This window comes from Shinella zoogloeoides (assembly GCF_020883495.1).
GTDB lineage: Bacteria > Pseudomonadota > Alphaproteobacteria > Rhizobiales > Rhizobiaceae > Shinella > Shinella zoogloeoides.
Genome location: NZ_CP086611.1, coordinates 325350 through 343493, shown reverse-complemented (window position 1 = coordinate 343493; position 18144 = coordinate 325350). Strand labels below are relative to the sequence as shown.

The window sequence follows — 18144 nt, the reverse complement described above, 5'->3', positions numbered from 1 at the left end:
TTGGGAGGCATATCACTATGATTGGTGAGACATCCAGGAACGCCCTCGTCTTCGGCGGCTCCGGTTTCATCGGAACGCACCTGGTGCGCAGGCTCGCCGCAGAAGGACAGCATGTCGTCTCGGTCGATATACGCCCGCCGCGTGAACGGCTGGACGGCGTGTCCTATCTGCACGGCGACGTGCGCGACCTGTCGGCTTTCGACCCCGGCATGCGGATCGACCGCATCTACAATCTCGCGGCCGTCCACACCACGCCTGGACATCCCGCCCACGAATATTATGAAACGAATATCCTCGGCGCGACCGCGATCGCGGCGCTGGCGCGACGGCTCGGCATCCGCGAGATCGTCTTCACCAGCTCGATCTCCGTCTACGGCCCGGGCGAGGAAACCAAGCGGGAGGATACGCCTCCCGCGCCCGAGTCGCCTTACGGCTGGTCGAAATACATGGCCGAGCGCATCCAGCGGGACTGGATGGAGGAGGACGAGAGCCGACGCCTCGTCATATGCCGGCCTGCGGTCATCTTCGGCCCCGGCGAGGGCGGCAACTTTACCCGCATGGCCAAGCTGCTGAAGAAGGGTTTCTTTATCTATCCGGGCCGCAAGGACACGATCAAGGCGTGCTTCTACGTGGAGGATCTGCTGGATGCGCTGGAATTCGCCGCCCGGCAGCCGGAGCGCTTCGTCCTCTTCAACGGCTGCTATCCAGATCGCTATACGCTCGAAGAGATCGTCGAAACGTTCCGCGCGCAGCACATGCGCGGCGCGAAAACCTTCCTCGTGCCGCGCGGCGTGGTGACATTGGCCGCCACGCTGCTACGCCCCTTCTCCGTCATGGGCCTCGGCATCCATCCCGACCGCGTCATGAAGCTCGTGCGCTCGACCGATGTGGTTCCCGTCTGGCTGGAAACGGCGGGCAGGGCAGCAGAGGGCAAGCTTCCCTCCGCCATCGAGCGATGGAACGCCCAGAGCGGCGGCCGCTTCGTCTAGCCGCCTGAAACGCAGAATGCCGGATTTGCACGAGGACCAGACCATGAGCATCCAGAAGGGTGGCCCGACCATCGCCGTCGCGATCGCCACGGCCGGGCGCCGGGATATCCTGACGCAGACGGTTGTCTTCCTCAACAACCAGCAGCGCCGGCCCGACGAGTTCTTCATCTGCCCCGCGCATCCCGACGACGTCGATACCGGTGCACTTTCGGCCTATGACGGCGCCATAACGGTCCTGTCGGGGCCGGTCGGCTCCTCGCATCAGCGCAACGTCATGCTGACCGCCGTCACATCGGACATCGTGGTCTTCTTCGACGACGACTTCCTGCCGGCCGCCGACTACCTAGCGCAAGTCGAAGCCCTCTTTGCAAACGACCCCACGATCATGATCGCCACAGGCCGCGTCATCGCGGATGGCGCGCGCGGACCGGGATTCGACTTCGAGGAAGGACTCAAGCTGCTGGACGCAGATGTCCCCGGCGGCACGCCTTCTATCGAGCCGACCTTCAACGGCTATGGCTGCAACATGGCGATCCGCATGGCGCCGGTGCGCGCCCGCACCGTTCGCTTCGACGAGAACCTGCCCTTCTATGCCTGGCTGGAGGACGCGGACTTCTCACGCCAGTTGGCGAATGACGGCAGGATCGTCTGGGCGGGGCAAATGCGCGGCGTGCATCTCGGCACCAAGAAGGCGGGGCGTAGCCCGGGCAAGCGGCTCGGCTATTCGCAGGTCGCCAATCGCATCTATATCCACCGCAAGGGCCATATGCCGCTTGGTCAGGTCCTCAGCGGCATTCTCCGCAATGTCGCATCCAATCTCGTCGGAAGCCTGAAACCCGAACCTTGGGTCGATCGTTCCGGCCGCCTGCACGGCAACATGCTCGCGCTGCGCGATCTTCTCACGGGCCGCATCGACCCGAGAAACATCATCGATATGTGAGCACGGCCGGATGTATCCGGCCCTTCCAGTAAGCGGCAGGCCAAAGGCCGGGCCTATCGGCGAACGAAACGGGCAAGCATGCCGGCAAGACTGGCCTCCACACCTGCGGGCCGGCGCGCAGCCACCCAGAGAAGATAGATGGAAGCCGCATAGGTCAGGCAATACATGGCCCCGGTCAGCACGAAGCTGGAATAGAGATTGTCGTCGAAGTTCAGATATATCTCGCACAGATCCAGAACCAGCGCCGCAGGTATGACGGCCAGGAGCGGGCGCACGACCACGGAAAGCTGATCGATGATGCGGACGCCGGCAAGATCGCGGGTCAGGTAGAAGGATGAGATGCACGCTGCAAGGGTGCCGCCGAGTTTTGCCACGATAGCCCCGGGGATACCGAAGAAGATCACACCGGCGAGAGAGAGGGGAACGCGAACGCAAAGCTCCGCCAGAGACCGGACCGCAAGCGCTCTCGACCGCCCTACCAGCATGGCAAGCGAAGGCATGGGGATCGACGGCAGGGCGATCAGGGCGATCAGGGCGAACCAGGTCAGGATCGGTGCAGCTTCCCCCCATTTCGCTCCGAGCAGGACCCGGATCACCGGACCGGAAAGAAGCGCCATGAAGCACAGGATCGGCAAGAGGAGGAGAACGAGGCCCCCGCTGCTCTTGAGATAGGTTTCCCTGAGCGTCCCCTTCTCGCGCGCGTTGACGAAGGCTGCCATCAACGGCCCTGCGGCCGGCGCCGCGACAGCCTGGAATGGCAGCGAGGCAAGATCGTTGGCCGCCGTGAACCGGCCAAAGGACGCAGTATCGATGTAACGGGGCAAAAGCAGGCGGTCGATCTGCCAGTTGATGGCAGCGAGTATCTGCGAGGCGAAATTCCAGCCGACCACATCGGCGAACAAAGGCCAGTCCACCAGCGTCAGCCGCGGCAGCATCGGCGCCATGATATAGGAAACGATCATCATCACTGTCGGCGCGGTGATGGTGCTGGCGGCAATGGCCCAGTAGCTTCCCGTGGCCACGGCGATCGTGATGGCGACCGCAGCGGCAGTTGCCTTGCCGAGGAACTCGACGATACCCCGTCGGCGAAAATCCATCGTCTTTTCGAACTGCACCATGCGCGGGCTTGCCAAACCGCGCATGGCGGGCGCGAGGGCAAGGGCGCAGATCAACGGCACCAGCCGTTCGTCGCCATAGAAGCGGGCGAGCGGATAGGACAAGGCCGCCATGACGGCGGCGACCGCCATGCCACGCAGAAACCCGAGGGTGAAGGCCGTATCATAGGCACGCCGGCTGATTTCCGGCAGGCGGATCAGGGCGGAAGTGAGGGGCAATTCAAGGATCGCCTCGACGATGAAGATGATCGTCATCGCCGTCGCCACGAGACCGAAATCCGCCGGCCCGAGAAAGCGCGCCAGCACGAGCAGGGCAACCAGATCGATGACCCGGGAGGACAGGCGGGCGCCGACCGTCCAGAGGCCGGCACGGACGGTTCGCTGCGACAGAGGCACATCGGCGGAGGAGGACATTCAGGCAGGCCTTTCATGGCGGATGGCGCGGCCGGCCGTGGGTCGCGCGGGGGCGGGAGCCGGCGCGGTCCAGGCAACCGAGGCCGCCATCGCATAGATACATGCATTCATGATGCCGAAATCGGCGGAGGTCCCGGCAAGGACACCCGTGATGAAGACCGGCGGCATATAGAAGCGAACGGCGTTCAGCATGGCCGCGTCCACCGGCGCGCCAGGCCGCGCCCGACGCAGGAACGTCTGCAGCATGAAGCCATAGTAGAACAGGCCGCCGGCGATACCGCTGTTGCTGAAGACCGCAACGACGCCGTTGGAGGCGCGGGTCGCCCCCACACCGACCCCAAGGCCCCAGGTATCCCAGAGCGCCTGCAGGGACACGGCTGTCCACATGCTACGCTCCTCGAAGGAATCCGACGCGGTCTTCTTGAAGATGATCGTGTCGATCAGCTTGAGGAACGGATCGAAGACAGCAGGATAGACGAGCATCAGGACATAGATGGCGGCGAAGGCAAGAACGATTGCCCATAATTCCGCCGCCAGCCCTTCCCGCGCCCGGCTGCCCTTACCCACCATCAACAACCGCCAGAACCATTCGGCCGCCGCCACGCAGGCAAAGACGCCAAGGCCCGCATAAGCCGCGGAGGACGTGGAAAGGAGCGAGAACAGGGAAAGCAGTACGATGAGGCAGGGCGCGCCGTAGAGCCGCAGCCATGGCGAGACGATCGCACGGCGGAAGAAGTAGATCGCGGAGAGGAAGGCCACGGCCGTGGAACCATAGGCGGAGGCCTCCGGCATGAGGCCGACGATACGTTTGACGTCCGCGATCTCGACATCCGTCAGATAGCCGTACTGCGCGGTCCGGAACATGTCGAGATAGGGACCGAGGCCCACGAGATCGAGGACACCCGTCAGGATGATGACGGCCCCGCCGACACACAGGGCCGCCAGCAGATGCTGGCGCGTGGCAGCGGTGCGGAAGGCGAGGGCGCAGGCGAACACCGTCACGATCGAGATCGTCAGGTACATGAGCTGCGAGATGTTCTGCATCGTCGGGTAGAGGGGGTCGCCCGAAGTCGAACCCTCCAGCTTCATCGGAATGATCGTGACGGCCCCCGCGAAAATCCGGGGCATGAAGAGGGTAACCCAGATGGCGACGACCCAGAACAGGAACAGCAGCAGGCACTGGGACGGCCGCAGGGCGATATCCAGCATTCGCGACAGGCCGTTCGCACCGCCGGCATAGATGAGGATGATGGCGAGCGCGATGATAGGGGGCGGTGTGAAGCTCAGGCCCTGCGTGAGCTCAGGCGGGATGACAGCGAAGGAGCCGAAAGCCATGGAACCGAACAGCAGGTAGAAGATGAACGGTCCCCGGCTGAACATTCCGACAAGCAGAAGTCCCCAGAACACGATGACCGGTATCAAATCCATTTCGCTCTCTTTGCAGGCGAGGCGCGCCCGGTCCTTGCATTCTAAGCCTATCCGGAACGACCAAACCACAGCGACATGAATCTTTGCTTAAGCGGCAGCCCTATCCGGCCTTCTCCCCGCACACAGGCGGCCGGCACGTCCCAAAGTGCGACACCCGCCTGGAAAATGTGTGCCGGACCGCGGGAATCGCCAGCAATCGATAAGATTTTAACGGTTTCTTCAATCGCATCGTCATCCTTGTTTTCTATGCTGCGGACAACCTAAGGCAGAGGGAGCGGAAGCTTGGTTTTGAAACTACTCGTTGCCGGTGCCGTCGCCATGGCGGCGCGACGTGCATCCTCGGACAATTCTCCGGCGCAGGAGCGCGTGACGACCGTCTGCAAGCGGGCGCACGACCTGGAGATGCGGGATGCTCCCATCGAGCCTGACTGGATCCTCGAAGGAAACCCGGTGGCGCGCGCCGCCGAGCACGTCCGCAGCGCGGACGATTCCTCGTTCTCCGCCCTTTGGGATTGTACCGCCGGAACCTTCCGCTGGCATTTCAACTGGGACGAAACGGTCATCATCCTCGAGGGCGAAGTCCATATCACCGACGAAGACGGCAACGCCTACACGCTACGCGCCGGAGATATGGGTTATTTCGCTGCACGAAGCTGGGCGACATGGCGCATCGACAACTATGTCAAGAAAGCCGCCTTCATCCGCCGGCCGTTCCCGTCACCCATCGCCGCCCTCTACCGCCTGAGGAACGCCTTGCGCCAGCAGCAACCGACTTTCTAGCCAGAGCAGGGAGCAGCCAATGCAGGGGGGAACGCGTTCCGGTGAGGTGGACAGCCTGCGATGCTTCGCAATGCTGGCCGTTGTCGCCCAGCATTGCGGTATCCTGCCGTTCGGATGGACCGGCGTCTGGCTGTTCTATGTGATCTCCGGTTTCGTCGTCACCCTGTCCCTGATGCGCCATGGCAACGACGACAAGAGGCAATTGCTGGCCTCGTTCTATGCAAGGCGCTCCGCAAGGATCATTCCCGTCTATGCCTTCTATCTGCTGCTGGGCGTGACCGTTCTATGGGCGCTGGGCAAGACCGCCGAACCGGGCGCCCTGATATCGCTGCTGCTTTTCTACAACAACTTCGCGATGATCTTCGGGTTCGGCGAGATGCAGAGCTGGCCAGTCGGGCATCTCTGGACGATCTCCGTCGAGATGCAGTTCTACGCCCTTTACGGCTTCCTTTTCGCCTATCTGAGCGGGAAGCGGCTATTGCAGGCTCTGATGGCGATGCTGATCCTCAGCCCGGTAGCACGTGGGGTGGCCGGCATGCTGGCTCCGGAGATTCTGGGAAGCGATCTGGCCGTCGCCTACGGCATCTATGCGACCTCCTTCCTGCACTTCGATTCCTTCGCCATTGGCGCCTTGCTCGCCCTGAACTGGTCGTTCGTTCGCGACAGGGGCGGCGAGCGCCTGCTTTTTTCGATCGGAACGGCGGCCCTCGGTCTCTATGTGCTGGTCTATGCAGGCGTGAATCACTTCCTGCTCGGCCGCACCGGCGTCGATATCGTCCGCGATATCCTGTCCGGCATCATGTACGGCAACGGCAGGGAGATCTGGCTCTACTCGGCTGTCGCGCTCTTCGCCTGCGGCGTTCTTGCCTGGACAGCCGCCGGGACCGCACCCTGGCGCACCCTGACAGGCGTTCGGCTCTTTCAGCGTATCGGCGAAGTATCCTATGGAGCGTATATCTTCCACGCGCTCGCAATCACGCTCGTGTTCAACCTGGTGGGGGGCGACAGTGAGTCCTCCCCGGTCGGCCTGCGCATCGCGGTGTTCGTCGCCGCGTCGCTAATAGCGACAGGCGCGGCAATGCTGTCCTTCCGCTACATCGAGAAACCGCTGATCGGGAAGATGAACCGTGCGCTCACCAGTGCGCACGCCTGACATCCAGCGCTGGTGCGCACTGGCGCAGGATTGCAGGAGAATGCGCGCCGTCAACCACCCTGGAACGGATCGGTCGGCCCCTTCGCCGGCTCGGTGAACCAGCGCGGGCCATCCTCGGCCATGTAGATGTGATCCTCGAGGCGGATGCCGAATTTTCCGGGGAAGACGAGCATCGGCTCGTTGGAGAAACACATGCCGGCCGCAAGCGGCGTCGCATTGCCACGCACGATATAGGGTTCCTCGTGGATCTGCAGGCCGAGGCCGTGGCCGGCGCGGTGGGGCAGGCCGGGCAGGGCATAATCCGGGCCGAGGCCGTATCCGGCGAGCACCGCGCGCGCCGCGTCGTCCAGGCTGGAGCAGGGCGCGCCGAGCCGCGCCGCATCGAACACCGCCTGCTGGGCCTCGCGCTCGATCGCCCAGGCATCCTCGAAGGCGCTGTCGCCCGGTGTCAACTTGTAGGTGCGCGTCAGGTCGGAATGGTAGCCGTCGATGCGGCAGCCCGTATCCACCAGAATGACGTCGTCCTCACCCAGCACCTGATCGCCATCTGCGCCATGCGGCAGCGAGGTCGCCGCGCCGAAGGAGACGATGGCGAAGGTCGAGCCGTCATCGGCTCCAAGCTCGCGGTGCCGCCGGTCGATGAACTTGACGACCTCCGAAGCGCGCATGCCGGGCTCGATCATTGCATGGACCTCCTTGTGGAGGCCGAGCGTCAGGCTCATCGCATACTGGATCAGCGCGATCTCCGCCGGCGATTTGATGCGACGAAGCCCGTTGAGAACCGGCCCGCCATCCGCCAGCCGTTCCACGCCCAGCCGCGCGGCGAGGGCGTGGTAGAAATAGAGCGGCATGGCGTCGTCGACGGCCAGAACGCCGCCCGCTTCGAGCATGCCCGCCACCAGCCCGGCGCTGCTTTCCTCTTCCTGCCATTCGAGAATATCGGCCGCCAGATGCGGCAGGGTCTCGACGCGGCTCCGCTCGAAGCCCGGCACGATGTAGAAGAGGCCGGTCGGCGTGACCAGCGCCCCGAGGAAGCGTTCGCTTGCATGCCAGACGAGGCCGGTGAAATAGCGCAGGCTCTCGCTCGGCCCGAGCAGCATGCCCGCAAGGCCGCGGGCTTCCAGCGCCGCACGCAATCGCGCAAGGCGCGCCTGTCTCTCCTCATCGGCAATCGGGGGAACAGGGTGCTGCCACGACATTCTCGACTCTCCTCGCGTTCTGCCCGGCGAAACGCCGGACCTGACGGCGATTCCTAGCGATATTCGCCCCATCGTGTCGACAACAAAAATGCAAGACTTGCCATTGCGGGAGCCGTTACTGCGCAAGCCGCCGCTTGAGGCCCGTCACGATGCGCTCCGCAAGGGCCTCGTAATCGCCGTCGAAGTGATGCCCGCCGTCGATGGAGATGGATTCCACGCCGGAAGCCTTCAGCGTAGGGCAGGGGTCGTCGTCCTCGTCCGAGCCGTAGATGCATTGCACCCGGCCCGGCTCGATCTTCGCAATATCGTTGACCGGATCGCCCCCGGCCCCCGCGCCGGCAACGCCGAGCCAACCGCTGACGGAAATCTCGTAGTCGACCTGATGGGAGAGCGCCATCAGCGTGACCTGCGGCACGCGCGCCCTGTCGGCGGCGGCAAGGCGATTGTAGGTCGCCGGCAGAATGTCCGCACCGAAGGAATAGCCGACGAGCAGCACATGCCTGACATTCCACTCCTTGCGGAAAGCCTCGATGATACGCGCAAGGTCATCGGCCGTTTCCTGCGGCTTGCGCTCGGACCAGAAGTAACGCAGCGAATCCACGCCGACGACGGGAATGCCGCGCTCCTGCAGCGCCCCCGCCACCTGCTTGTCGATATCGCGCCAGCCACCGTCGCCGGAATAGACCACCGCCATCGTATCGAGCGCGGGCTTTGCCTTGAGAACGGTGAGCGGCAGGCCGAGGGGCGTATCGGTATCGCCGGCCGCGTCCACCCGGTCGGCGAGCGCCTGCGACAGGGCATCGGCCGCCGGCGCGGCAACGTCCCGCACGTCGATATCGCCATGCACCTGTTTGAGCGCCACCGCATGGTCGCGCCCCGCCTGCGGCGCCTTGTCGGTCAGCAGCACCGTCACGGCAGCCGGCAGCGGGCCGTCGGTGAGGCCGTAGACCGTGCGGCCGGCCACGGTGGTTTTGGTGGCGGGCGTACACAGGACCTTATCGAGGGGAATGCCGGCCTCGGGATCGACGGCGATGGCTTCGCCGATCGTCGCCGCCGGGCTTTGCGCGATCATGGCCAGCGCCAGAGCGCCGCCTTCGCCGATACCGGCGACGATGGGCGGGCTGTAACGTGTCGCCCCCGTCGCGCGCTGCACCTGCTGGGCGACCGACTCGATATCCGAGATCATGTAGACGCATTCGCCGTCGTCCGCCTGCAGGGCCTTGAGATAGGCCGGAAAATCGATGCCGATCACCGCCGCCCCCTTGTCCACCAACTCGGCCGCCTGCCGGTCTTCCTGCGCGCCCCATCCGCCGGCGTCCGAGATCAGGAAGATGTTGGCCTCGGGCGTATCCTCCGGCAGCAGGACATGGCCGCCGGGGATCATGCCCATGTCGAAGCGCGGCGCTTTGGCGGCGGCAGAGAGCGGCAAAAGGCCGGCGAGCAGCCCGGCCACGGCCATGCGATGCAACATGTTCATTTGGAAATCACCCCTTTGACGCCGCCGCCGATGAGAAAGGTCACGTCCATCAGCGCGAGCGCCGCGCCCGTGCCATTGGAGACCGCGAGGTAACGCGGCTCCCAGCGCGGGTGGAACTTCGACTTGAAGGCACGCAGGCCCTTGAAATTGTAGAAGCGCTCGCCGTGCTCGAAGAGCGCGCCGCCGACGCGGTCCCAGACCGGGGCCGCCTCGCGCCGCGCCATGCCGGACAGCGGCGCCATGCCGAGGTTGAACTGCCGGTAGCCCTGGGCCTTCAGATAATCGAGAATGCCGACGAAGAGGAAATCCATCGTGCCCTTCGGCGCGTCCGAGGCGAAGCGCATCAGGTCCACCGTCGCCTCCGCTTTCGTGTCCGTCACCATCAGCGTGGCGAAAGCGACAATCCGCCCTTCGAGCCGCACGACGGCGACGGGCTGCGAGAGCACGTATCCCTCCTCGAACGCGCCCAGCGAGAACGTCTTTTCCTTTGCGTTGTGGTGGGCGAGCCAGCCATCGGATACGGCGCGCAGATCCGCAACGATCGGCCCCAGCTCCTCCGGCCGGGCGACGGAAAAGGCAAGGCCATCGCGAAGGCCGCGGCTGGCCGATTGCCGCAGGTTGGCGAAGCGGCTGCCCTTCATGTCGAAATGCACAAGGTCGATCAGCGCGATTTCGCCGAGCTTGAAGGCCCGGAGGCCGACATCCGCACAGGCGGCCAGCAGCGCGGGCGATATCTGGTAAAAGGCGGCCCGGCCGCCGCCGGTGCGGGCCGTGGCGGCGAACTGCCAGACAAGCTCCGCGAATTCCTCCTCGATGCCGACGGGATCGGCGAGCGCGATCCATGACCGGCCATGGATGCCGTACATGATGTAGGAACGGCCGGAGGGCGAGAACAGCAGCCGCTTGTCGCCCATCCGCACCAGATTGGCATCCGCGCCGTCCTGCGCCATCGTGACGGCGACCGCCTGTTCCAGCTCGGCCGCCGCGGGAGCGTCGGTGCGGAAATGCGCGGGCCGCAGCAGGCTGGAAAGCGCGAGCGCGGAGGCGGCGATGCAGAGGCCGAGCAGCGCGCGCAGGCCGCGCGGCGCTTCCTCGGAAAACTCGAACTGCCACCACAGCTCATGGGCATATTCCGTATCGCGGTAGACAAAGAGCAGGATGACGAAGGCGGTCGCCAGCACGACGGCGATGGCCGCAAGCCAGGATGGCCCGAGCGCCTGTTTGAAGAGCGAGCTATGCCGGTCGAAGGCCCGCGCATTCACCAGCAGCGCCACGATGAGGAGCGCGAGCAGGCCCGCCTCGAAGACGGCGATGGCCTTCAGGAACGCGAAGGCGAAGGCCACCGAGGCCCCCGCGAGCGCCACCCACCAGGCGCCGTCCAGCCGCTGGCCGAGACCGCGCGCCGCCACGATCAGCAGAAGCCCGAGCAGGCTGGACAGGAAATGCGCGCCCTCGACGATGGGCAGCGGCAGATAGGTGGAGAGGAAGTCGAGATCGGAATCGGGCGAGGGCACCACGCTCGAGAAAATCAGCATGACGCCCAGCACCAGCGCGAGCGTGGCGATCAGCGCCGGAGCCAGCTTGCCGGCAAGCTGCGCCGCATCGGCGACCTGGGGTTTCAGCACGAGCTGGCGCATTTCGGTGACGAGCAGCAGCACGGTCGCCAGCAGCAGCGGCAGGACATAGTAGATCAACCGGTAGAGCACGAGGCTGCCGAGAAGCTGGTCGATGCCGATGGCGTTGGAAAGACCCGCCATGACGACCGCCTCGAAGACGCCGAGGCCCGCCGGCACATGGCTCAGCACGCCGAAGCCGATGGCCACGGCGTAGACGGCGAGGAAGGTCGGCCAGCCGACATGGGTTTCCGGCAGGAGCACGTAGAGCACGGAGGCGGCTGCGGCGATATCGAAGGCCGAGACGAGGAACTGGCGCGATGCCGTGCGACTGTCCGGCAGGCGCAGGCTGAAACCGCCGATCCCGATGACCCGCCCGTTGCGCCCCATATAGAACAGGCCGGCCAGCACGAGAAGGACAAGGGCGGCGAGGGCGCGCAGCCACAGCGGGTCCACGCCGAGGATGCCCGCAACGCGCGGGGCGACGGCAAGCGTGGCGAGCGCGCTGACGGACAGAAGGCCAAGGCCGAAGGACAGCGTGACGAAGGCGATGACGCGCGCGATCTCGCCCGGCGAAAGGCCGAGGCGCGAATAGGCGCGAAAGCGGATCGCGCCGCCGCTGAGCGGCCCGAAGCCGACCGTATTGCCCACTGCATAAGCGATGAAGGCCGTTACCGCGACGGAGGGGAAGGGCAGGCGGCGGCCGATATGATCGAGCGCGTTGGAATCGTAGAGGATCAGGGCGACGAAGCTGAGGCCGGTGAACAGCGCGGCAAGGACCATGGCGCTCCAGGGCGTATCCGCAAGCGCAGCGAGCACCTCGTCGTAACGCACCTCATCGGTCAGCCGGTAGATGCCGAATGCAACGAGCGCGAAGACGAGAAGGCTCGCCGCACCGAGGATGTAGAGCCTGTAGGTCAGGAGCAACCGGACAACATGCGAGGCCCGATCTTCGACAACCGCACTCTTCTCATCCGACATGTTCCGACCCGCGCTGAGGCAATGGCCGCATCCTAGCCCGGGATGTGGCAAATCTCGGACGCTTTTCGCCTCAATTCAAAAAATTGCCGCGCGCGGTGAAAGCGCAGGATCAGCCCTCCAGACCGAGCGGATCGGCAACGCGCGGCCACAGGTCGAGCCGCGCCTTGCGATAGGCCGTGGTGGCCGGGTCCGTCGGATAGGAGGTCGGGGCCGCGACATAGACGATCTCGGAGGAGATGGGCTGGAAACCGGCATGGAAATGGTTGGTCGACTTCACCAGCAGGAAGGCCTTTTTCGTGAAGTCCACGCCCTGGTTGGAGAAGATATCCGGCTCATAGGTCTGGGTGCGGCTGGTGATCAGCACGATATCGATGGTCGTGCCGAGCGGACGCACCACGGCCGCCGCGCCGAGCGTCACGCGGCTGTTGCGGAAGCTCTGCCAGCCGGCGTCGAAGACCGCCTGAACCGTAACGCGCAGGTCCAGCGGCTCGCCGCCTTCCGGGCCGGACTTGCCGCCGAAGCGCAGGGCCAGTTCCGCGCCTTGCCCTGCCGCATGGCAGAAGGAAACGGCGATGGGGTCCCAGATGGTGGCGACCGCGACATCCTGCAAACCGCGCTCGATCATCCGGCGCAGGATGAAGGTGGCGTCGCCCGCGACACCGCCGCCGGGATTGTCCCAGACGTCGGCGATGACGACCGGCTTGTCCGGCCGCCCGGCGCGCACCGCCGCCGCCCGGTCGAGGCCGGATTCCGTGTCGAGCATCGGCATGGCGGTCTGCCTGCGCAGACCGTAGAGTTCATGGCCCAGCTTTTCGGCCAGCGCGTCGCCCTTCGCCTTGTCGCCATCCGTGACGACCACGATACGCGTGCCCATCTCCGGCACATCGCCAGCCATGAAACCGTGGATGACGGAGACGGAAAGAATGCCGTCGCGGCCTTCCATCGCCTTCAGGCGGTCGACATAGGAGCGCATCGGCTCGCGGCTCGTCGGGTAGATGGTGATCATGCGGCAGTCGAAGGTGGAAACGACCGGCTTGATCTCCCCCTTCAGGGTGCGCAACGCCAGTTCCACCACATGCTCGCCGCGTTCCTCGAAATCCGTGTGCGGAAATTCGAGGAAGGCCGCCATGATATCGAGATTGGCGACGCGCTTGGCGGTGAGGTGGCTATGCGGGTCGAACTCGACGGCGATCAGGACCTTGGGACCGACCATTTCGCGGATACGGGCGAGGAAATCGCCCTCCGGGTCGTCATAGCCCTGCGCCACCATCGCGCCGTGCAGGCCGAGGACCACCGCATCCACGGGCAGGGCCGCCTTGAGTTCGTCGAGGATCCGGTCGCGCAGGGTCTCGTAGGTCTGGCGCTGGATGAGGCCCGCCGGTTCCGCCCAGCAGGATGTGCCCTCGATGACGGTGAACCCTTCCGCCCGGCCGCGATGGCGCAGGATCGGCACCACCGAGGAGCAGAGCGTCGGCGTATCGGGATGCTCGCCCGGGCCGGCATAGAACGCCGCCTTGAAGGAATTCATATCCGTGGGAACGGGGGAAAAGGTGTTGGTCTCGGTCGCGAGGGAAGCCGTGAAGATGCGCATGTGTCCATTCCCTATCAGGGTGCGTGCCGTATGCCGCAGCCATGTAAACGATTTTCCTGAACATGCGACAATCGCCTGAAAAGTCAACATATCGGCCATGGTCCGCCATGCGCCAGGCCGGCCGTTTTTCAGGGGCGTTTTTCCGGCAGGATTTTCATCCGGCGCAGCCCCGAATGCCGGAGATCCGAGGGAGGCATGAAAATCGGCAACCGTGCAATGGTCGGAGTTTTCACAAGCCGCACCGAAACAGGCTGTTTTACAGCGCCGACGCGCGAAAATATTTTTGATCCGACGGGAGGTCAGCCGGAAAACAAGGCGAGGGAAGCCGCCTTGCCCACGCCTCTTGATGGCTTTCCCGTCCATGATATGAAAGCCATGGAGAAATTCATTTTCACGCATATGGCCCGCGTCAAGGGCGGAGGAACCCGATGGACCTGTTTCATGCGTTGTCGGACGAGGACGGCAGGCTGTCCGGCCTCGACAGGAAGCTTGCGCAGATCGCGCTCGACGACGTGGACTTCGTGACGAACGCCTCCATCGGCGCGCTTGCCACGCGCGCCGGCGTCTCGCCGCCCACCGTCACGCGGTTCTGCCGCCGGCTGGGCTGCAAGGGATTTCCGGATTTCAAGGTGCAGCTCGCCAAGCTTGCCTATGTGGGCCTGCGTTACGTCAAGCCGGATGTGGCGGCGGAAACACCGGGCGACGTCGCCCGCGACATCGTCGCCAAGGCGCAGAACGCCCTGTTCCAGATGCACGGCCAGCTCGACCTTGCCGCGCTGGAAACGGCGGCCCGGCTGCTGGGCGGGGCCAGCTTCATCCAGGCTTTCGGGGCGAGCGGCAATTCGGCCATGATCGTCAACGAGCTGCACAACCGGCTTTTTCGGCTGGGATGCCGCATCCACGCCTCGAACGACCACAATATGAACGCGATGCTGGCGGCCGCTGTGCAGCCGGGCACGGTGGTCTTCGGTTCCTCCTTCACCGGGCGCGACCCGGCCCTCGTCCATTGCCTGGAACTGGCGCGCCGGCACGGCGCGCCGACCATCGTCGTCACCCAGGGCGGATCGCCCGTCGCAGCGGCGGCGGATGTGGTTATCGCCGTGGACCTGCCGGAGGGCTCGAACATCTTCCGCCCCACCGCGACACGCTATGCCTGTCTCGCGATCATCGACATGCTGGCGAACCTCGTCGCCTATGCCGACCGGCCGAAATCGCTGAAGACGCTGCGCGCCATCAAGGAGGAACTGGTCAGCCGCCGCGACGGCGACGACCGGCAGCTTCTGGGCGACTGACCGTCAGCGCTGGAACGCCCAGGGCACCAGTCGCCGCTCGATCTGCCGGGCGACATATTCCAGCAGGATCGCGATCAGGGCGATGACGACGATGCCGGCGATCACGATATCCGTGACGAGGAACTGCGCCGCCGACTGGATCATGAAGCCGATGCCGCTTGTCGCCGCGACCAGTTCGGCCGCCACCAGCGTCGTCCAGCCCGCGCCGAGCGCAATGCGGATGCCCGTGAGGATGGACGGCACGGCGCTCGGCAGCACGACCTCCGTGAGGACCTGTCGCTTGCTCGCGCCGAGCGAACGCGCCGCATTGACGTGATCCTTCGACACGGAGCGCACGCCGGCCGAGGTCGACAGGATGATCGACGGCAGCATGGAAAGCGCGATGACGGTGATCTTCGAGGCTTCGCCGATACCCGCCCAGATGATGACGAGCGGCAGATAGGCAAGGGGCGGCAGCGGCCGCAGGAACTCCACGATGGGATCGAGAATGCCCCGGCCGATACGGCTGGTGCCGATGGCGATGCCCGCCGGAATGCCGATCGCGACGGAGGCGATCAACGCGCCGAAGATGCGGTAGAGGCTGGCGCCGACATGCTCGGCGAGCGTCGCATCCACGAAGCCTTTGACCGCGAGATTGTAGGCGGCGATCGCCACCTGCCGCGGGGAGGGCAAGAAAACCGGCGAGACCAGCGCATAGGCCGAGGCGAGGCCCCAGAGAGCGATGATCGCCGCGACCGTGATGGCCGAGATAACGGGGACGGGAAGGGGCGTGGGAGCGCGGGCGGCCGGCTCGGTCTCGATCCGCTGCGGCAGGGCTTCGATATCGGCGGAGAACGTCATGCGGCAAGCTCCTCTTCGGCGCCGGAATGGATGAGGCCGGTCAGCCCGGCATGCATACGCTTGAAGAGCGGCGTCTCCTTCACCGCGGCAATCGACGCACCGGCCAGAATTTCCGCGCTGAAACCGGCTTCGATCTCCGCCGTCAGCCGCCCCGGATTGGGCGAGAGCACCAGAATGCGCGTGCCGAGCAGCAGCGCCTCCTCGATGCTGTGGGTGATGAGAAGCGCGCCAGCGCGGCTTTCCGCCTTGATGCGCAGCAGGAAGTCCTGCATGCGCGTGCGCGTCAGCGCATCGAGCGCGCCGAGCGGCTCGTCCAGCAGCAGGAAGCGCGGCTCGGCCGCGAGCGCCCGGGCGATACCGACCCGCTGGCGCATGCCGCCGGAAAGCTCCCAGATGCGCCGGTCGCCGGCCCCGGCAAGCCCGACCCGCTCCAGAAGCGCATCGGCGCGCGCGCGGCGCGCGGCGATGGAAAGCCCCTTCAGCTTGAGGGGAAAGGCGATGTTGTCGCGCGCATCGAGCCAGGGATAGAGCGCATCGTCCTGGAAGACGACCGCGCGGTCCGCCGCAGGCCCCTGCACGGGCGCGCCATCCACGGTGATCGCGCCCGCCGTCGGCGCGATGAAACCGGCCGCCAGATTGAGCAGGCTCGTCTTGCCCGAACCGGAGCGCCCGATGATGGTGACAAGCTCGTCCGAGGCGACCTGCAGGTCGATGCCTTCGAGAACGCGCTTTTCACGCGCGGCGCTGCGCCCCGCACCCGGCGGATAGCGCAGCGAGACGTTGCGGAATGTAAGGATGCTCATGGGGCCTCCAGGCAAATCTTGTCGTCCGGTCCGGCGACGACCCGGCAGCGCTCGCGCGCCGCCGGGCCGCCTCCGCCGCGAGGGGCGAGGTCAGTAGGCGAGCTTGCTCGCGTCGCTGACCCAGCGAGTGGAAACGTAGGGCTTGTAGTCGGACAGCGCCGCCGGGATCTTGCCCTGCTCCAGCAGGAAGGCGGAGGTGTCGGCAACCGCCTTCACCGTACCGCCGCCGAGCAGCGCCTCGCCGGCCTGCTCTTCCAGTGTCGGGAAGATGTAGCCCTTGAGGAGCGCCGGCACCTCTTCCTGCCTGGCGCCGGTCAGGCGGGCGATCTTCTCGGCCTCGGGCGAGGTGGCGCTCCATGCCTCGGGGTCGGCGCGGTAGGCCGCCGTCGCCTCGCCGGTCACCTTCACGAAGGCCGTCACGACGTCCGGGTGCTCCTCGGCGAATTTCTTGCTGACGATCCAGGCGTCGAAGGTCGGGCCGCCCCAGTCGGCGACGTCGGCGGACGTCGCCAGCACCTTGCCGTCCTTCTTCAGTTCGGCCAGAACCGGATCCCAGACATAGGCGCCGTCGATATCGCCGCGCTGCCAGGCCGCCGCGATTTCCGGCGGGCGCAGGTTGAGGATTTCGACGGACTTGGGATCGACGTTCCAGTGCTTCAGCGCCGTCAGCAGGCTGTAATGCGCGGTGGAGACGAAGGGCGTGGCGATCTTCTTGCCGGCAAGGTCTTCCGGCTTCTCGACGGATTTCACCGCAAGCGCTTCCGCCTCGCTGATGAGGCCGACGACGAAGATCGTCTCGATGGGCAGCTCACGGCTGGCGGCAGCGGCCAGCGGCGAGGAGCCGACATAGCCGATATCGAGCGAACCGGATGCAATCGCGGCGATCACATCCGCGCCGCCGTCGAATTTCTGCCAGTTGATCTTGGCCCCCGTCACCTTCTCATAGGTGCCATCGGCCTGAGGCACGCGCGACGGCTCGACGATCGGCTGGTAGCCGATATTGAGCGTCACGTCGCCGGCATGGGCTGCGCCGAACGAGGCGGCCATGGCAAGGGCGGCGGTGGCGGCCAGCAGGGTTCTGCGGGTAATGGTCATTGTCGTCTCCTCAAGTTGCCGTCGCCCGGCGATCTGCGGCGGGCCGGACTTCAAGGCTATATATTCGGTAAATTTAGTAGAGAAATATTCGCCTCAATTCCGCAGGCCGGCAGCGATTGGTTTTGCGTTTTGCAGGAGGAGCGTGAAACGGGCCGCCCGGCAGGTTGCACGGCGCGGATTCGTCGCCTTGAGCGGCTACGAACGCAAATCCCGTGACAAAAATGCTGCCATCCGCAAGGAATACTTGCTTTTCGGCATGAAAAGACGACGAAAGCCGGCCAATTTCCTTGCAGTCGTAAGCTCAAAGTAATTATACTGTTTTTATATGTTTTTTCGCACTTCGTTGCCTCGAATCAATCGGCAGCGCCCGACAGGGCAAGCCGCCCGATCTTCCCGAAGACGATGGTGAGAATTGCCGGGCGCAACCGCGTCCA

General features: G+C 65.2%; 15 protein-coding genes. 6 read left to right on the top strand and 9 right to left on the bottom strand.

Going from position 1 to position 18144, the window contains the following annotated elements; translation table 11 throughout:
- Positions 1–17: 17 nt before the first annotated feature.
- On the top strand, positions 18–989 hold the full coding sequence (locus K8M09_RS21105; RefSeq protein WP_160785892.1) for an NAD-dependent epimerase/dehydratase family protein: 972 nt from the start codon (positions 18–20) through the stop codon (positions 987–989).
- Between the two features lie 43 nt (positions 990–1032).
- The gene (locus K8M09_RS21100) at positions 1033–1929 is read left to right on the top strand and encodes a glycosyltransferase family 2 protein (protein ID WP_160785893.1); all 897 of its coding nucleotides are present in this window, start codon (positions 1033–1035) and stop codon (positions 1927–1929) included.
- A 53-nt stretch (positions 1930–1982) separates the two neighbouring features.
- Here the strand turns inward: K8M09_RS21100 and K8M09_RS21095 are convergent, their stop codons facing one another.
- Positions 1983–3458, bottom strand: a complete 1476-nt coding sequence (locus K8M09_RS21095; RefSeq protein WP_160785894.1) for an oligosaccharide flippase family protein — start codon at positions 3456–3458, stop codon at positions 1983–1985.
- Entirely contained in the window at positions 3459–4886 is a 1428-nt protein-coding gene (locus K8M09_RS21090; RefSeq protein ID WP_160785895.1) for a hypothetical protein, read from the bottom strand.
- A gap of 282 nt (positions 4887–5168) precedes the next feature.
- Here K8M09_RS21090 and K8M09_RS21085 point away from each other — a divergent pair, with 282 nt between their 5' ends.
- Both K8M09_RS21085 and K8M09_RS21080 read left to right on the top strand, forming a co-directional pair.
- Positions 5169–5666 (top strand): cupin domain-containing protein, encoded by a 498-nt coding sequence (locus K8M09_RS21085; protein WP_160785896.1) that lies wholly within the window; start codon positions 5169–5171, stop codon positions 5664–5666.
- 19 nt (positions 5667–5685) lie between these two features.
- Positions 5686–6819: an acyltransferase family protein gene (locus K8M09_RS21080; protein ID WP_160785897.1), complete on the top strand. Its 1134-nt coding sequence runs from the start codon at positions 5686–5688 to the stop codon at positions 6817–6819.
- Between the two features lie 50 nt (positions 6820–6869).
- Here K8M09_RS21080 and K8M09_RS21075 read toward each other — a convergent pair whose 3' ends face one another.
- The 4 genes from K8M09_RS21075 to K8M09_RS21060 form a co-directional block, all read right to left on the bottom strand.
- Positions 6870–8018, bottom strand: a complete 1149-nt coding sequence (locus K8M09_RS21075; RefSeq protein ID WP_160785898.1) for a M24 family metallopeptidase — start codon at positions 8016–8018, stop codon at positions 6870–6872.
- Positions 8019–8133: 115 nt separating this feature from the next.
- Positions 8134–9489 carry a virulence factor family protein gene (locus K8M09_RS21070; protein WP_380734756.1) on the bottom strand — a complete coding sequence of 452 codons (1356 nt, stop codon included), beginning with the start codon at positions 9487–9489 and terminating at the stop codon, positions 8134–8136.
- Between the two features lie 2 nt (positions 9490–9491).
- On the bottom strand, positions 9492–12089 hold the full coding sequence (gene mprF, locus K8M09_RS21065; protein ID WP_160785900.1) for a bifunctional lysylphosphatidylglycerol flippase/synthetase MprF: 2598 nt from the start codon (positions 12087–12089) through the stop codon (positions 9492–9494).
- A 109-nt stretch (positions 12090–12198) separates the two neighbouring features.
- The gene (locus tag K8M09_RS21060; protein ID WP_160785901.1) at positions 12199–13680 is read right to left on the bottom strand and encodes a M81 family metallopeptidase; all 1482 of its coding nucleotides are present in this window, start codon (positions 13678–13680) and stop codon (positions 12199–12201) included.
- Positions 13681–14108: 428 nt separating this feature from the next.
- On the opposite strand from K8M09_RS21060, the gene K8M09_RS21055 reads away from it, so the two are divergent.
- Complete coding sequence (locus tag K8M09_RS21055; protein WP_160785902.1) at positions 14109–14972, top strand: MurR/RpiR family transcriptional regulator; 864 nt, start codon at positions 14109–14111, stop codon at positions 14970–14972.
- 3 nt (positions 14973–14975) lie between these two features.
- Here the strand turns inward: K8M09_RS21055 and K8M09_RS21050 are convergent, their stop codons facing one another.
- The 3 genes from K8M09_RS21050 to tauA all read right to left on the bottom strand — a co-directional run bounded on the left by K8M09_RS21050 (position 14976) and on the right by tauA (position 17710).
- Positions 14976–15812: an ABC transporter permease subunit gene (locus K8M09_RS21050; protein WP_160785903.1), complete on the bottom strand. Its 837-nt coding sequence runs from the start codon at positions 15810–15812 to the stop codon at positions 14976–14978.
- On the bottom strand, positions 15809–16615 hold the full coding sequence (locus tag K8M09_RS21045; RefSeq protein WP_160785904.1) for a taurine ABC transporter ATP-binding protein: 807 nt from the start codon (positions 16613–16615) through the stop codon (positions 15809–15811). The genes K8M09_RS21050 and K8M09_RS21045 overlap by 4 nt, the downstream gene beginning before the upstream one ends.
- A 90-nt stretch (positions 16616–16705) precedes the next feature.
- Complete coding sequence (gene tauA, locus K8M09_RS21040; protein WP_160785905.1) at positions 16706–17710, bottom strand: taurine ABC transporter substrate-binding protein; 1005 nt, start codon at positions 17708–17710, stop codon at positions 16706–16708.
- Between tauA and K8M09_RS21035 the strand changes: the two genes are divergently transcribed.
- A complete protein-coding gene (locus tag K8M09_RS21035) occupies positions 17703–18020 on the top strand; it encodes a hypothetical protein (RefSeq protein WP_160785906.1) in 318 nt (105 codons plus the stop codon). The two genes, tauA and K8M09_RS21035, sit on opposite strands and share 8 nt — an antisense overlap.
- Positions 18021–18144 lie beyond the last annotated feature (124 nt).

What these genes read in the sequence shown, in the direction of transcription:
- K8M09_RS21090 (WP_160785895.1), bottom strand. Translation starts at nt 4,886, where the DNA reads ATGGATTTGATACCGGTCATCGTGTTCTGGGGACTTCTGCTTGTCGGA.
- K8M09_RS21075 (WP_160785898.1), bottom strand. Translation starts at nt 8,018, where the DNA reads ATGTCGTGGCAGCACCCTGTTCCCCCGATTGCCGATGAGGAGAGACAG.
- K8M09_RS21055 (WP_160785902.1), top strand. Translation starts at nt 14,109, where the DNA reads ATGGACCTGTTTCATGCGTTGTCGGACGAGGACGGCAGGCTGTCCGGC.
- K8M09_RS21080 (WP_160785897.1), top strand. Translation starts at nt 5,686, where the DNA reads ATGCAGGGGGGAACGCGTTCCGGTGAGGTGGACAGCCTGCGATGCTTC.
- K8M09_RS21045 (WP_160785904.1), bottom strand. Translation starts at nt 16,615, where the DNA reads ATGAGCATCCTTACATTCCGCAACGTCTCGCTGCGCTATCCGCCGGGT.
- tauA (WP_160785905.1), bottom strand. Translation starts at nt 17,710, where the DNA reads ATGACCATTACCCGCAGAACCCTGCTGGCCGCCACCGCCGCCCTTGCC.
- K8M09_RS21035 (WP_160785906.1), top strand. Translation starts at nt 17,703, where the DNA reads ATGGTCATTGTCGTCTCCTCAAGTTGCCGTCGCCCGGCGATCTGCGGC.
- mprF (WP_160785900.1), bottom strand. Translation starts at nt 12,089, where the DNA reads ATGTCGGATGAGAAGAGTGCGGTTGTCGAAGATCGGGCCTCGCATGTT.
- K8M09_RS21100 (WP_160785893.1), top strand. Translation starts at nt 1,033, where the DNA reads ATGAGCATCCAGAAGGGTGGCCCGACCATCGCCGTCGCGATCGCCACG.
- K8M09_RS21060 (WP_160785901.1), bottom strand. Translation starts at nt 13,680, where the DNA reads ATGCGCATCTTCACGGCTTCCCTCGCGACCGAGACCAACACCTTTTCC.
- K8M09_RS21070 (WP_380734756.1), bottom strand. Translation starts at nt 9,489, where the DNA reads ATGTTGCATCGCATGGCCGTGGCCGGGCTGCTCGCCGGCCTTTTGCCG.
- K8M09_RS21050 (WP_160785903.1), bottom strand. Translation starts at nt 15,812, where the DNA reads ATGACGTTCTCCGCCGATATCGAAGCCCTGCCGCAGCGGATCGAGACC.
- K8M09_RS21095 (WP_160785894.1), bottom strand. Translation starts at nt 3,458, where the DNA reads ATGTCCTCCTCCGCCGATGTGCCTCTGTCGCAGCGAACCGTCCGTGCC.
- K8M09_RS21105 (WP_160785892.1), top strand. Translation starts at nt 18, where the DNA reads ATGATTGGTGAGACATCCAGGAACGCCCTCGTCTTCGGCGGCTCCGGT.